Annotated in this window: 11 protein-coding genes; 3 read left to right on the forward strand and 8 right to left on the reverse strand. The window is 48.0% G+C overall.

All coding sequences use genetic code 11. The annotated features are described in order from the left end of the window. Positions 1–79: 79 nt before the first annotated feature. Together QUB68_RS07255 and QUB68_RS07260 are read right to left on the reverse strand one after the other, a co-directional pair. Positions 80–340 carry a hypothetical protein gene (locus QUB68_RS07255; RefSeq protein ID WP_332991157.1) on the reverse strand — a complete coding sequence of 87 codons (261 nt, stop codon included), beginning with the start codon at positions 338–340 and terminating at the stop codon, positions 80–82. A 72-nt stretch (positions 341–412) separates the two neighbouring features. Further along, positions 413–1,084, reverse strand: a complete 672-nt coding sequence (locus QUB68_RS07260) for a phosphoribosyltransferase (protein WP_332990778.1) — start codon at positions 1,082–1,084, stop codon at positions 413–415. Between the two features lie 194 nt (positions 1,085–1,278). On the opposite strand from QUB68_RS07260, the gene QUB68_RS07265 reads away from it, so the two are divergent. Beyond that, the gene (locus QUB68_RS07265) at positions 1,279–1,965 is read left to right on the forward strand and encodes a uracil-DNA glycosylase (RefSeq protein ID WP_332990780.1); all 687 of its coding nucleotides are present in this window, start codon (positions 1,279–1,281) and stop codon (positions 1,963–1,965) included. A gap of 239 nt (positions 1,966–2,204) precedes the next feature. Here QUB68_RS07265 and QUB68_RS07270 read toward each other — a convergent pair whose 3' ends face one another. The 3 genes from QUB68_RS07270 to tyrS all read right to left on the reverse strand — a co-directional run bounded on the left by QUB68_RS07270 (position 2,205) and on the right by tyrS (position 5,059). Then, on the reverse strand, positions 2,205–2,819 hold the full coding sequence (locus QUB68_RS07270; protein ID WP_332990782.1) for a hypothetical protein: 615 nt from the start codon (positions 2,817–2,819) through the stop codon (positions 2,205–2,207). Positions 2,820–2,828: 9 nt separating this feature from the next. Beyond that, positions 2,829–3,536: an orotidine-5'-phosphate decarboxylase gene (gene pyrF / locus QUB68_RS07275; RefSeq protein ID WP_332990784.1), complete on the reverse strand. Its 708-nt coding sequence runs from the start codon at positions 3,534–3,536 to the stop codon at positions 2,829–2,831. Between the two features lie 290 nt (positions 3,537–3,826). Beyond that, positions 3,827–5,059 carry a tyrosine--tRNA ligase gene (tyrS, locus tag QUB68_RS07280; RefSeq protein ID WP_332991159.1) on the reverse strand — a complete coding sequence of 411 codons (1,233 nt, stop codon included), beginning with the start codon at positions 5,057–5,059 and terminating at the stop codon, positions 3,827–3,829. A gap of 177 nt (positions 5,060–5,236) precedes the next feature. On the opposite strand from tyrS, the gene QUB68_RS07285 reads away from it, so the two are divergent. After that, positions 5,237–7,156 (forward strand): transglycosylase domain-containing protein, encoded by a 1,920-nt coding sequence (locus QUB68_RS07285; protein ID WP_332990786.1) that lies wholly within the window; start codon positions 5,237–5,239, stop codon positions 7,154–7,156. Positions 7,157–7,316: 160 nt separating this feature from the next. Here QUB68_RS07285 and QUB68_RS07290 read toward each other — a convergent pair whose 3' ends face one another. The 3 genes from QUB68_RS07290 to QUB68_RS07300 all read right to left on the reverse strand — a co-directional run bounded on the left by QUB68_RS07290 (position 7,317) and on the right by QUB68_RS07300 (position 11,497). Further along, positions 7,317–7,640: a DUF1825 family protein gene (locus QUB68_RS07290; RefSeq protein ID WP_332990788.1), complete on the reverse strand. Its 324-nt coding sequence runs from the start codon at positions 7,638–7,640 to the stop codon at positions 7,317–7,319. A 459-nt stretch (positions 7,641–8,099) separates the two neighbouring features. After that, positions 8,100–8,693, reverse strand: coding sequence for a signal peptidase I (gene lepB / locus QUB68_RS07295; RefSeq protein ID WP_332990790.1), 594 nt, complete (start codon positions 8,691–8,693; stop codon positions 8,100–8,102). 326 nt (positions 8,694–9,019) lie between these two features. Continuing rightward, positions 9,020–11,497 carry an ATP-dependent Clp protease ATP-binding subunit gene (locus QUB68_RS07300; protein ID WP_332990792.1) on the reverse strand — a complete coding sequence of 826 codons (2,478 nt, stop codon included), beginning with the start codon at positions 11,495–11,497 and terminating at the stop codon, positions 9,020–9,022. A 507-nt stretch (positions 11,498–12,004) separates the two neighbouring features. Between QUB68_RS07300 and QUB68_RS07305 the strand changes: the two genes are divergently transcribed. Beyond that, positions 12,005–14,089: a histidine phosphatase family protein gene (locus tag QUB68_RS07305; protein ID WP_332990794.1), complete on the forward strand. Its 2,085-nt coding sequence runs from the start codon at positions 12,005–12,007 to the stop codon at positions 14,087–14,089. Positions 14,090–14,401: the final 312 nt, after the last annotated feature.

A 14,401-nucleotide genomic window follows, 5' to 3' on the forward strand; every position in this document is an offset into this window, starting at 1 on the left:
TATTCTCTCGTCTTCTATTGTGGAACAGGCGTCCCGCCTGTATTTCTTTGCGTCTTCGCGGTTCGTCAAAAAACATCAACTATCTAATCAATTCAGCAAAACTATAGAAACTGATAATTAATAATAACAACGCAGTCAAATGAGTCAACTCAAATTGAGGCCGCGGGCCGATAGATTCCCGCACCAAAATTGAAAAAGACGAACCAATAATATAACTCAAAGACAGCGCCAAATACGCCCACTGCGCCGTTACACTCCACAGCCCCAGCAAAATCATCGCCAAATTCAACATCACCAACTCAATAAAGCGAGGCGGATTGTGCTGAGCCGACAGAATCACAGTGTTCAACCAATATTCCCAATGTCTCATGTATTAACGATCGAGCTTTTGGATTTAGCATTCCAGCTTAACTCACGATCGCCATTCAATCTGTCGCTGCAAACACAACAAAGCCTCCGCCGTCTCCACCTGCGGAAACTGCGCGTAAAAGCGACTGACACTGTAAAAAGGGTGAGGAGTCTCCAGAATAATCGACTTATCGGCTATTTCCGCCAAAAAATCCATCAAATCTAGCGGGGCGACAGGCGCGCAAATCCATACAGCCGCCGGTTGCTGCGACAGCAAAGCCTTCGCCGCCACAGCCACCGTCATCCCCGTCGCAATCCCATCATCCACCAAAATCGCCAAAGCCCCAGCCGCGCTGACATTGGGCTGTCCCGAAGCCAAATCCGCCAACAGAGATTGAGCGCTATTTTGAGCCTGCTGGAGTGCTGATTTTTGCAAGCGTAAATTTGGCTGATTTTGCTTTTGCCAGATCACATGGCCATCAGCAGTTGCAGCCCCGATCGCCAATTCCAAATTATCTGGGCGAGTAATTTTCTTTGCCACAACCACATCCAAAGCACAGCCCAAGCGGCGCGCCACGGGCACAGCAACGGGCAAACCCCCGCGCGGCAAGGCATAAACAATCGGTTTAATAGCTTCCTGTGCAGTTAAATTCAACTTGCCGAACTCGTCTGCAACTGCCTCGGCCAGTTTTTCGCCTGCATCGGCGCGATCGTCAAAAAACGGGTTAGAGAACATATTTTTGCCTGTACGAGCTCAACGAAACAATTGGAGATTTGCTGCTCTAATCTAAACTATATAGCAGTTTTCAATCCCATGAAATACAGTAGGGACACGGCACTGCCGTATCCCTACCCGATACCTGTACTTCACTCAAATGAAAACTGGTATAAACTATAATCTCAAAAAAAATCTCTCTAATTGTAAAATTCATGTCCAGCGACTTGCAACTCAGCCTTTTTGACAGCAATCAAAGTGCCGCTTTCCAAAACGACTCAATCCCAGCAAATGCCAAAATTCCCATTCCTCCCGGCACTTATCAAAATATGGAACAAATCGGCGAGCACTGCAACCGCTGTCACCGCTGCGAATTGGGCAACACCCGCACTCACGCCGTCATCGGGCGCGGCAATCCTCAAGCCTCCATTTTGATTGTGGGAGAAGCGCCCGGACAAAACGAAGACGAAACCGGATTGCCCTTCGTCGGGCGATCGGGCAAACTGTTAGATAAGATTTTAGAATCCGTGGAATTGAGTGCAGAAACCGACGTATTCATTGCCAACGTCATCAAATGTCGCCCTCCCAACAACCGCCCTCCCACAGCCAAAGAAATCGAAGCTTGCAAACCATACTTGCTAGAACAAATTCGTATCTTAGACCCCAAAATCATTTTATTAACAGGTGCCACAGCCCTGAAAGGTTTGTTAAGTGACAAGCGACCAATTAGTAAAATCAGAGGTCAATGGATTGAATGGGAAGGACGTTTGTGTATGCCAATTTTTCACCCATCATACTTATTGCGAAATCCCTCCCGCGAACCGGAGACTCCGAAATGGTTTATGTGGCAAGATATGCAGACTGTAAAAGCAAAATTGGATGAATTTAAAACAGTAACATAATCAAGATTTACACCTTATATCATCTCCGGTAAACCACAATACTTGTAGGGGCGGGTTCACCAAAAATCTCTGACTCAAACCAACAATCTCATAAACCCGCCCCCACTTCCATAAGTGTCCGAAGAGAGGAACGAAGCAATCTTAGTCTTTGCGATTGCTTCGTTCCTCTCTTCGGACAGACAATAATGGAACCATCGGTTTTCGGGTTGCCTGTGGGCCTGCGTGGACTTCTTCGCCATTTACAATTCTCCTTTTGCACGACAATCTCGCAACCACAAACGAATCGCCTCAGCAATTGCGCTTTTCTCGCCCTCTGGCGCTAACAACGGACGAACATCCGCCACCGTACCAAACCTAGAAACAATTTTTACTAATTCCCAGCCCTTATCAGTTTTAGTTAAAAACAGCCAGTGATATTGCTGAATCTCGACTCGCTTTCCCCCGCGATACTGGCGTTCCAAAGTAGTAATAAAAACTTGACTGGTATTTTCAGGAAGTGCATCTTCAAAATTTAAAGGTAGCGGTTCAAACTCCGGGCGACCTGCTAAAATTATTTGACGGGGCACGTAACCGATCGCTCTAGAATTGTTAAAATCAAAGTCCGATCGCACAATTACACGATTAGCATAACTCGGCAAATCTTGCAACAGGCGATCGACTAAAGCTTCCAAATCAGCCGGACAGGGCGATCGCACTAACCAACCAGACCGATTTGCGTTTATACTGCGATTCCCTACGGGACAGCTTCGCTTCACGTGATTTGTCACAACATTAGCAGCCAAAGTCGGACTTGCAACCGCAGATGTTAGCAGATAAACACAGATTAACGCGGATGGAAGTTGATCTGTGTTCATCGATTCTGTTTATCCAATCTCTTCGCAAATGCGTGCAAAAGCCGCCACCGGATCGTCGGAAGCAGTAATCGGCCGCCCAATCACCAGATAATCCGCACCAGCCTTTAAAGCCGCCTTTGGAGTCATCGAGCGTTTTTGATCGCCCCCATCTGCCCATTTCGGGCGCACACCCGGACAAACCAACAAAAAATCATCCCCGCAACTCATCCGCAACTGTTCGACTTCCTGCGGAGAACAAACAGCACCAGCTAAACCAGTTTCCTTAGCCAAAAGAGCCATGTGCAAAGCATATTCCGGCAACTCCAAAGGTATTTTCAATTCAAAAGCTAACTGTCGCGAATTCAAACTCGTTAACAGCGTAATTGCAATCAATTTAGGAGTCGGTTTATCAACCGCCGCCGCCCCTTCTACCAAAGCCAACTGTGCCGCTTTCAGAGCATCTTTACCACAAGTAGAATGGATAGTCAATAAATCCACATTGTACTTAGCAGCAGCACGACAAGCACCAGCCACAGTATTCGGGATATCGTGAAATTTCAAATCGAGAAAAATCCGTTTTTGCCGCTCTTTCAGAATAGAAATAATTTCCGGGCCCGAACTCACAAATAGCTCCAAACCGACTTTCCAGAAAGATACATCGGGGAGTTTGTCGATAAGTGCGATCGCACTTTCTTGACTCGGGACATCTAAAGGAACAATAATTTTATCTGTGACCATAGTACCTTTCGTAGTAAGAACTTCATACGGATTGGTGTCAGATTAACGTCAAGCGTAGTATCGATCTACTGTTTGATGATTAGGCCTTCGATCCCCCCTAACCCCCCTTAATAAGGGGGGAACCGGAAACACTCAAAGTCCCCCTTCTGGGGAACCGGAAACACTCAAAGTCCCCCTTCTTAAGGGGGATTTAGGGGGATCTGGCCTCGGACAAAAGCGATATTTATCAGGGGTTCTAGGCTGGTTGTTGACACCAATGGCGGTTAACAAATCCCTACTCAAATCCTAACTCAATCCACTAAGCGGACAAACTTATTTTTGCCCACTTGCAAAACTTTACCGCATAAATCAGCAGGAGATTCAAAAGTAAGATTAACATCAGAAACTTTATCGCCCTCCAACTTCACCCCACCGCCCTGCATCAACTTCCGCGCATCACCGCTACTCTTACAAAGCCCGCTAGCACTCAGAATATAAAACAACTTAGCTGGAAACTGCACGCTTGCCAAAGAAAACTCCGCCACAGCATCAGCTTGTCCCGCCGCACCTTTCACCAACGCCATTGCATCTTGTTGTGCCCGATCGCCCGCTGCTTTCCCAAAATACTGACTTACCACATCCACAGCCAAAAGTTTCTGTTTTTCTCGCGGATTTTCTGGCAATTCATCAAGGGGCAAATCTGTCAATAGCTCAAAATACTGGGCGATCGAGCGATCGGCAATTTTCTCCAACTTAGAATACATCGTCAGCGGATCTTCCGACAAAGCTACATAATTGCCCAAGGACTTCGACATCTTCTGCACGCCATCAGTCCCGATCAAAATCGGCATCAGCAAGCCAAACTGCGGTTTCATCCCGAAATGCCTCTGTAAATCTCTCCCCACCGCAATATTAAACTTTTGGTCAGTTCCGCCCAACTCCACATCCGCCTCCAAGACTACTGAATCGTAACCCTGCATTACTGGATACAGAAACTCGTGCAGGAAAATCGCATTTTCCTGCTGCATCCTGTTATCAAATCCCTCTTTAGCGAGCATCTGCTGCACCGTCATCGTGCCTAGCAGCTCCAAAATCTTCGCCATGTCCAATTTTGACAACCACTCGGAGTTATAGCGAATTTCCAAACGTCCGGGCGTGTCAAAATCTAGAATCGGACGTAGTTGGTCTAAATAAGTTTTGGCATTTTCCGCCACTTGTTCGGCTGTCAACTGGCTGCGCGTCTCCGATTTTCCAGTCGGATCGCCAATTCTTGCGGTAAAATCTCCGATGACGAGTACCGCCGTGTGGCCGGCATCCTGAAAAGCCCTGAGCTTGCGGAAGCAAATGCTGTGTCCTAAGTGAATGTCCGCCCCTGTGGCGTCAATTCCCAGTTTGACTCGCAACGGGCGATCGACTTTTGCCAGCAATTGGGCCAGATTTTCGTCAGGGTTGCTAGAATCAGGTCGATCGGGGAAAATCTCGCTGATGCCGCGGTAAAGCGCTGAAAAGTTAGGAGAAATCATAGGGGAGCGATCGTCCATCATCATATTTTGCCAAAGTGCAGCAGAATTAGTTACACTCACTGATTGACACATAAAAACACAACTATCAAGCTACTATAATCCCAAAGCTGACCAGCTTTTACGAGCTGACCGGCTTAATCGTTCTCATCTAAAATTAAAAGTCTCAAACCCCAAATCGAGTGAGGAAGTGAAATCCACGTGTCAACCAACGCAGTCCGCAACAACACGGAAAACTCAGCCCCCGTATTCGAGTTTGTTCAGTCAGTCAGCAAAGTGACCGCCGGAACCATACTCAGCATGACAATGCTAGCCAGTTCCGTAGTCGCTGGCGGACTGGTTGGCTTAGCGATCAGTTTCCGCAATTTGCCAGATGTTCGCATCTTGCAAACCTACTCTCCCACCGAAACCACCCACATTTACGACATCAACGGCAGGCCCCTAGCCAGCATCCACGACGAAGCTAACCGGGATGTCGTACCCCTTGACAAAATCTCCCCGAACCTGAAACGGGCCGTAATGGCGATCGAAGATAGCAACTTCTTCACCCACAAAGGCATCAACCCCGGCGGCATCGCCAGAGCTCTCATAGCCAACATACAGAAAGGTAGAACTGTTGAAGGCGGCTCGACGATGACTATGCAGTTAGTCAAGAACTTGTTTCTCTCTCCCCAGTCAAAATTCAGCCGCAAGATAGCTGAAGCGGTAATGTCTATCCGCTTGGAGCAAATTCTCAACAAAGACCAAATTCTGCAACTGTACCTGAATCAAATCTACTTAGGTCACAACTTGTACGGCGTAGAGACAGCTTCCCGAAGCTATTTCAACAAGTCAGCAGATAATTTGAGCCTTGCAGAAGCAGCGATGCTCGCCGGCTTAATTTCCGCCCCCGAAGAATACAGTCCTTTCGTCAATTACAAATTGGCAAAAGAGCGGCAGGAAATCGTTTTAGGCCGCATGAAGGATCTCAAATGGGTGACGCCTGCTGAAGAGTCTGCTGCCCGATCGCAAAAAATTAAGCTCGGCAAAATTACCTCTTTTGGCGGCTCCCAAGTTCCTTACGTCACACAAGCCGTAGTCCAAGAGCTGACACGGCGTTTCGGGCGAGATGCCGTGCTCAAGGGCGGAATGCGCGTTCAAACCACGATCGACCTTAAAATGCAGCGCATAGCTGAAGAAACCGTCAAAGCGTGGCACGATCGGCTTTACTACCAAGGACTTTTTTACGATCGCGACCAAGGTCAAATTGCCCTAGCAGCCGTCGATCCCCGCACCCACTTCGTCAAAGCAATGGTTGGCGGCGTCGATTACCAAAAGAGTGAGTTCAACCGCGCCATTCAAGCACGCCGCCAGCCCGGATCTGCTTTTAAGCCATTCATCTACTACGCTGCCTTTGCTAGCGGCAAATACGGCCCCGATTCAGTTGTCTACGACTCCCCTGTCGGCTACCGCGACGGCGACGGCTACTACTACCCTCAAAACTACGGCGGCGGCTTCTCCGGCGCAGTCAGCATCCGCAGAGCTTTGGAAGTATCCCTGAACATTCCCGCCGTCAAGCTCGGCCAAGAAGTCGGATTGAATAAAGTGATTGAGATTTGCCGGGTGCTCGGCATCAGAAGTCCAATGGAACCCGTGGTTTCTTTGCCCTTGGGCGCAGTTGACTTGACTCCTTTAGAAATGGCCGGAGCTTTTGCTACCTTCGCCAACAACGGCTGGCATTCTGACACCACGTTTATCGTGCAAGTCACTGACAGCAGCGGCAACGTCTTGCTCGACAATACGCCCAAACCCAAATTAGTTCTCAACGCCTGGGCTGCGGCATCTGTCAACAGCGCCCTGCAAGGGGTAATTAACAGCGGAACGGCAAGGGCGGCCCAACTCGGGCGGCCGGCTGCTGGGAAAACTGGTACAACTTCCTCAGAACGGGATATCTGGTTTGTGGGTTACGTGCCGCAGTTGTCAGTGGCTGTTTGGATAGGCAACGACGATTACACACCGATGAGCTACGGTGCTACTGGCGGTACTATTGTTGCCCCTGTTTGGCGCGATTTTATGAGCCAAGCTTTGCAGGGCGTTCCCGTAGAAGATTTCAAACCTGCTTCATCTTTTGAGCGACCTTAATTATTGGGCATGGGGCATGGGGCATGGGGCATTGGGCATTGGGAATACTTTCTTTTTCTTCCTTATTCCCTCTTCCTTCTTCCTTCTTCCTTACATCCGTTAAATCCGTTACACAATCCGTTGCCAAACTTCCTTCTTCCTTCTTCCTTCTTCCTTCTACTTAAGATTGTTTTTCTAGCTCGGATTTCATCCGCTCCAGCGTTGAGTTCATTTGCTCAAACATCTGCTGGGGCGTGATCCCAAATTGATTGAGCTGTGTTTTTAACTGCTCTACAGTCATCTGAGCCATGAAGTCCTCAGACAGCTCGAAGCGCTTCATGAAAATACGGTAGCGATCCATCATTGATTCCATCTGAGCGATGAACATCTTCTTGCCTTCGCGATCGAATTTGCCGTAATTGCCGCCTAGTTGGACGAGAGATTGATAGTCTTCAAACAACAGCTTGGCTTCTTGCTGAACAATTTCTGAATCAAAAAATCCCATAATTTTCCTACCTAATTTTTTAATATTGAATCGATTTTGATCTAAGTGGGAAATCCCGCTGCTTTTCGTACTATTTTATCATTTGCCGGAGGAAGTCCCTACCCCTCAAGGCGCAAGAATTGGTAGAAATTTCCGTACAGCAGAGGGGGAGAGTGCGAGAGGGAGCATCTCATTTTTGCAAAAAGCATTTTTTGACAGTGGGAGCGTCCCTGCTCGCGAGCTTCGCAAGTGCTCGCACTACAAATGCAAAACTGAGATGCACTCCTGGGAGACTGGGGAATTGTCCAATTCCCAATTCCCAATTCCCTCAACATTCATTCATTAAATCCGTTAAATCCGTCAAATCCCTTACACTCATCCGTTACCGAACTTCTCTGTTCCTCCTGACAACTGACAACTAACAACTGACAACTGACAACTGACAACTGACAACTGACAACTGACAACTGACAACTGACTTCAAAGTTGCCCGATGCGTTCTAACGGCCAAAACCGCACTACAGCGCGGCCGATGATATTCTTCTTAGGTAAAAATCCCCACCTGCTGGAGTCGTTGCTGTTATTGCGGTTGTCTCCCATCACGAAGTATTGATTTGCCGGTACAACATAAGGCCCCCACTTATATTTAGGAGGTTCAGCAATATATTTTTCGACGATTGGTTTATCGTTGAGATAAACTAAACCTTTTTTAACCGCGACGGTTTGACCCGGTAAGCCAATTACCCGCTTGATGAATGCTTGGTCTTGAGTAAATCCCTGTTCTTGCAACTGTTCCGGCGGGGTAAATACTACGATATCGCCAGTTTTTGGAGGTTCGAGGTAGTAGGATATTTTTTCGACTACGACGCGATCGCCCACGTGCAAAGTGGGTATCATAGAATCTGAGGGTATGAAGCGCGGTTCGGCTACCAACGCTCGAATCACTATTGCTAAACCCAAAGCAATAATCACTATCTGAAGATTTTCTCGCTGCGAATTCCAGGCTTTCATCCACCAGGTTTCAGCGGGAATTTCTACTACTTCTGTACCCAAATTCTTTTTTTCAGATGTCATTTATTTCTCCCGTATATAGTCGCTGCTAATTATCTAATTGGCATGGAAGTAGGTCGCTCTAATTCAACGTAAAACTTTGTTTGGGTATTTGGAAACCCCAAGCGAGCAGGCACTGGGGCGCCACCACTACTGAAACCGAGTCGATATGTTTGAGTTTTTTTGAGATGAAGATACTTAGAAAAGTGTAGTGGATGCTGTTAATTTTAACTCATAAAAAAGGCAGAGAATTTTAATTCTCTACCTTTTTTATGTGAGGATTTTGAGTTGTCCGCGATCGCAAGATTAGCTATTTCACAACTTTACTCGCGATCGCACGCCACTCAACCTTACTCAGCACCTTGGGGCAGCAATTCCCGCTTTTGACCTTGCAGCACCTTCACAACTCCGGCTTCGTCCACATCCACAACAGCGGTGTCGCCATCTTTGATGCGGCCAGAAAGAATTTCCTCAGCCAAACTGTCTTCCAACAACCGCATGATAGCGCGGCGCAGGGGTCGAGCTCCGTAGCTGGGGTTGTAGCCTTCTTCTACTAGCCGTTCCTTGAATTTCTCGGTCACTTCCATCGTGATTCCCTGTTCTGTCAAGCGGCCGAACACTTCTTTGAGCATAATGACGGCGATTTCCTTGACTTCTTCCTTGTTCAACTGACGGAAGACGATAATTTCGTCAAGTCGGTTGAGGAATTCTGGGCGGAAGTAGTTTTTGAGTTCTTCGTTAACCAAGGAACGAATGCGGTTGTAAGTAGCATCGGCTTGGTTGTCGCTGAACTCGAAACCGAGACCACCGCCACCTTTTTCGATGACCTTAGAACCGATGTTAGAGGTCATAATCAACAGCGTGTTTTTGAAGTCCACGGTGCGACCTTTAGCATCTGTTAAGCGGCCGTCTTCCAATATTTGCAAGAGCATATTGAAGACATCGGGGTGGGCTTTTTCGATTTCGTCGAACAACACGACTGTGTAAGGACGGCGACGGACTGCTTCTGTGAGTTGTCCGCCTTCGTTGTAGCCGACATAGCCGGGAGGAGAACCGATGAGTTTGGAGACGGTGTGACGTTCCATGTACTCGGACATATCCAGTCGAATCATCGCGTCTTCGGAACCGAAGAAGTAGCCGGCTAAGGCTTTGGTAAGTTCAGTTTTACCGACACCGGTGGGCCCGGAGAAGATGAAACTGGCGATCGGGCGATTGGGATTTTTCAACCCAACGCGGGCGCGACGAATGGCGCGGGAAACGGCTTTCACTGCTTCTTCCTGGCCGATCAAACGCTGGTGCAAGGTATCTTCCATGTGCAGCAGCTTTTCGGACTCAGATTCAGTTAATTTGTTAACTGGGACGCCCGTCCAGCTTGCCACGATTTGAGCGATGTCTTCTTCGGTAACTACTGGCGAGGGGTCGGTTTCGCCGGTGCGGGCCGAGTCGGTTTTTTTGGCTTGGGAAATCGCGCGAATTTCGGCTTTGATCGTCATTTCTCGATCGCGCAATTCACCCGCTTTGTCAAAGTCTTGAGAACGCACCGCTTCGTCTTTATCCTTCAGGACTTTGCGGAGTTCCTTATCAAGTTCCTTAGCTGCGGGGGGCAGTTGGGAGTTAATCAGGCGAACTCTCGAACCAGCTTCATCTACCAAGTCAATTGCTTTGTCTGGGAGGAAGCGGTCAGAGATGTATCGGTGAGAGAGTTTGGCTGCGGCTTCGAGGGCCGTGTCCAAGATTTTCAGCTTGTGGTGCTGTTCGTAGCGTTCCCGCAGACCGAAGAGAATCTCGATCGTCTCATCAACGGTGGGTTCGCCGACCATCACGGGCTGGAAGCGGCGTTCTAGGGCGGCATCGCGCTCGATGTGCTTGCGGTACTCATCAAGGGTTGTAGCACCGATACACTGGAGTTCGCCTCTAGCCAGAGCAGGCTTGAGGATGTTGGCTGCGTCGATCGCACCTTCAGCCGCACCTGCACCGATCAAAGTGTGCACTTCGTCAATCACCAAAATCACGTTACCCGCCGTGCGGATTTCGTCCATGATTTTTTTGAGGCGCTCTTCAAATTCGCCCCGGTATTTCGTACCGGCGACGAGGAGGCCGATATCGAGGGTGACGACGCGCTTGTCTTCGAGGATATCTGGGATATCGTTATTAGCGATGCGCTGGGCCAGGCCTTCGGCGATCGCAGTTTTGCCGACTCCGGGTTCGCCGATGAGTACCGGGTTATTTTTGGTACGGCGACCGAGGATTTGGATTACCCGTTCGATTTCTTTTTGCCGACCGACTACGGGGTCAAGCTTACCATCGACGGCCATTTGAGTCAGGTTGGCTCCAAATTCATCGAGGGTTGGAGTTTTGGTGCGAGCACCGCCGCCAGTGGCTGCGACTTCTGCGGTTTCTCCCAGCATCCGAATCACTTGGGTGCGGACTTTCGACAAGTCTACTCCCAGATTTTCTAGGACTCTGGCCGCTACTCCTTCACCTTCGCGAATCAAACCCAGCAGCAGGTGTTCGGTGCCTATATAATTGTGTCCGAGTTGGCGAGCTTCTTCGAGGGACAGTTCTAGAACCCGCTTGGCGCGGGGGGTGAACGGAATTTCGACTGCTACGAAGCCCGAACCGCGCCCGATGATTTTTTCGACCTCAATCCGAGCATCTTTGAGGTTTACCCCCATTGATTTGAGGACTTTAGCCGCAACTCCGGTTCCTTCTCCGATCAGACCCAGGAGGATCTGTTCTGTCCCTACGAAGTTGTGACCCAGGCGGCGAGCTTCTTCCTGGGCCAACATGATTACTTTTATTGCTTTTTCTGTGAAGCGTTCAAACATGGTTTATTCCCACCTGCTATGTGCCCGTTTTGAGGTCACGCTCGCACGACGAGCGTTTTTGTTCGAGTGTTACCTCGTAATGCTAATTCTAGCGCGACACTCCCACCGCTCTGCCGCACTCGGCTGCGGTTGCAGATTCTAGGCTCACGTTGCAGGATGGCTTTCAACTGGGAAGACCCAAATGGTGGCTGACCTACAACCTCCCCTAGACTGCAAGAAGATGGCTCTTCTCGGCTTGTGCTCAACCTACGACTATGTATTGAGGATTCTAGCACAATCTTTTGGGCTGTTATGTCTCTGCAAAAGTGGTAGTTACCGAAGTGTAGGACGGTTTTCTGATAAAAGTTATTGATTTGAGGGGCGCGATCGAGCTTGAGGATACAATCTAAATGTTTAAAGCGTAGTATAGTCTTTCTCAGAAAGATGGATTACGCCGAAACCTTTGTTGCCAACCTTTTTAAGTTTGATTGTGTACCGATCTACCCAATAACTGCTATAAGCTGAATCATGAATACTAGAAAATTAGATAAGCAGGCACCAAGTACCGAAAATGAATCGCTCGAAGTTCCAGGTACATCCCAGAATGTAACCGCCACTACTTCCGTCGCTTCAAAAACAGAATTCAATGCAGAAGAGCTAGGACGTGTCTACTTTATTCGGCACGGTGAAAGTACCAGTAATGAACGCAACATTTTTGCGGGAGTTCTGGATGTTGACCTGACAGGATTTGGTAGATTGCAAGCGCGTCAAGCAGGTGTTGACCTCAAGAAAAAAGGTACAAAGTTTGACGCAGTATATGTCTCCCACATGAGACGAGCGCGCCAAACTTGTGAAATCGCCCTTGCTGAAAGTCAGGCACTAAAGTCGCCCGATACCCCCGTTCAAATCGACCACCGAATTAGCGAAAAATCCTTTGGCATTTTTGCAGGCCGCAACCTAAATCTGCTGCGTCTTGCTCTTGGCTACGAAGGTTTCGAGGAAATGTTGCACTCACACAACGAAGCACCTCCGGCGGGCGAAAAGATTTCACAAGTTTATTCTCGCGCTGCCCGTTTCTACGAAGACAAAGTTGTACCGCACTTGGAACGGGGAGAAACTGTTCTAGTAGTGTGCCACCAATATGTATTGGAGCCTCTAGCACTTTATTTAAGCGGTCTGCCACCGACAGATTATAAACACCTGAAACTTCCCAACGGTAAAGCTCTCAGCGGTGTGGAACTCGTCAAGTTTCGCGACAAGGAATCCGGTGGTACGGCGGCCCTACGGAAAGAGATCAACGATCTTTCAATTATGTGGGCGATTTTGCTCTATGCCGCCGCGTTCTTGCTGGGAAGCTTGGTAAGGGCAGTAATTGCCTCTACAGGAGGAATTCCGTCCGAGCTATTTCGATCGATAATTGTTGCGTGTCTTGCCGCTTCAACATTTTATACCTACCTGGACATTGACTTTGCCGCCAGTAAACGCAAAGTAACTTCAACTGTGAAGTATCTAGTTTACGGGTGGATGGCAGTGCGATGGGCTGTTGGGCTGTTCTTAATATTTTCGGGATTTTTGTATCAGAACGAAGCGGATTTGTACAAAGTTTTGTGGGTGCTGTTTTGGATGGTTCCGCCAGCCCTTACTTCCCCAGTTTTATCCGTGCTTTGGGGCGGTAATCTTTATCCCTCGGCTTTATTGTCAAGAACGCTATCAATCGTTGCTCCACTGGCGCTTCTTGCTACATTGAGGGTTGCCAATTTACCCATTAACGTTGACAGCCTGATCTTTTTCGGCATCATTCTAATTGTAGGTCTGGCAATACCGGGTGCGATCGCCCAATTTTGGCGCGACAAATCTCCTGTTGAATCAAACCACCACAGTAAAAACTGGAAATTCATCGGAGTCCTTGCTGTCGCATTCATGGCTTTGGCAACAGGCTTTCAGTTTACTCCATCAACCTTCATTTCGGATCTATTTTCTTCAACCGATCCGAACCGCTCCCTAGCCTGTCTGCAACAACTGGCAATTGCTACCCTAGTCTTTGTCTCCATGCGCCTAGTAGCTGTATTAACCTCAGTATTTATAAAAGGCAAGCTAAGCAAGGCAGAAGCTCAGGATGCTTATATCTTGCTGGTGAATCCCAACTTTTTCCTTTGGGCTGCTCTTTTCATCGGAGTTAGTGCAACTGCAAATCCCGAAGCCGTAAGATATGCAATTTTTTGGGCAGCGCTGGGGTTCTTCTGCATACCACTCATCGAACAGATCTTGTTCATGAATTCCTTTGGCAATGACATACTGAGAGAAACACTGCGCTCATCAAGAGTAGCAACAGAAGATATCAAAAAGCTGTTCCTGCAATTGGATACGGATGGAAGTAAGTCGCTCGATCGAACTGAGATTATGGAGTTGTTAGGGCTAATCGAAGATATGACAACAGGCGAACGTAGCTCTGAAGAAGTCAGAAGCTACGTCACTGATTATCTTTTCAACATTCTTGACAGCGATGGCAATGGCAGTGTTGATTTAGCAGAATTAGAAGAGTATGTATCAACCTATGGGTTGGTTGCCAACTTGAACGTCGTCTCTGGTATTGCATCCCCAGTTGGAGCATAAGTGGTGGCCAGGAGTTGAACTTGGATATGACAGAATTTACAAAAATTCTGTCATATCCTAGCTCCATAGAGGAGCAATTTACAGATTTATAGTCCTGGACGCACTCCGACAAACAAACCGGGTTTTTTACCGAATCTGGGGGCTGCAACACTGTTATAGCATCGATTTTAATATCCTTTATACTATGGATGACTGCGGAAAAAGTTTCTGAATAGAAGAGTTTATCGCTTGTAATTCCCGCCTCAAATGTCATTCAGATAAATTTTAGTAATAAGAGTTGAATTTATGAAGATGTATAATCATAAAAATAAA

Origin of the sequence: Microcoleus sp. A006_D1 (genome assembly GCF_036702805.1) — a bacterium.
Taxonomy (GTDB): Bacteria; Cyanobacteriota; Cyanobacteriia; order Cyanobacteriales; family Microcoleaceae; genus Microcoleus.

What these genes read in the sequence shown, in the direction of transcription:
- QUB68_RS07300 (WP_332990792.1), bottom strand. Translation starts at nt 11,497, where the DNA reads ATGTTTGAACGCTTCACAGAAAAAGCAATAAAAGTAATCATGTTGGCC.
- QUB68_RS07265 (WP_332990780.1), top strand. Translation starts at nt 1,279, where the DNA reads ATGTCCAGCGACTTGCAACTCAGCCTTTTTGACAGCAATCAAAGTGCC.
- lepB (WP_332990790.1), bottom strand. Translation starts at nt 8,693, where the DNA reads ATGACATCTGAAAAAAAGAATTTGGGTACAGAAGTAGTAGAAATTCCC.
- QUB68_RS07260 (WP_332990778.1), bottom strand. Translation starts at nt 1,084, where the DNA reads ATGTTCTCTAACCCGTTTTTTGACGATCGCGCCGATGCAGGCGAAAAA.
- QUB68_RS07305 (WP_332990794.1), top strand. Translation starts at nt 12,005, where the DNA reads ATGAATACTAGAAAATTAGATAAGCAGGCACCAAGTACCGAAAATGAA.
- pyrF (WP_332990784.1), bottom strand. Translation starts at nt 3,536, where the DNA reads ATGGTCACAGATAAAATTATTGTTCCTTTAGATGTCCCGAGTCAAGAA.
- QUB68_RS07290 (WP_332990788.1), bottom strand. Translation starts at nt 7,640, where the DNA reads ATGGGATTTTTTGATTCAGAAATTGTTCAGCAAGAAGCCAAGCTGTTG.
- QUB68_RS07270 (WP_332990782.1), bottom strand. Translation starts at nt 2,819, where the DNA reads ATGAACACAGATCAACTTCCATCCGCGTTAATCTGTGTTTATCTGCTA.
- tyrS (WP_332991159.1), bottom strand. Translation starts at nt 5,059, where the DNA reads ATGATGGACGATCGCTCCCCTATGATTTCTCCTAACTTTTCAGCGCTT.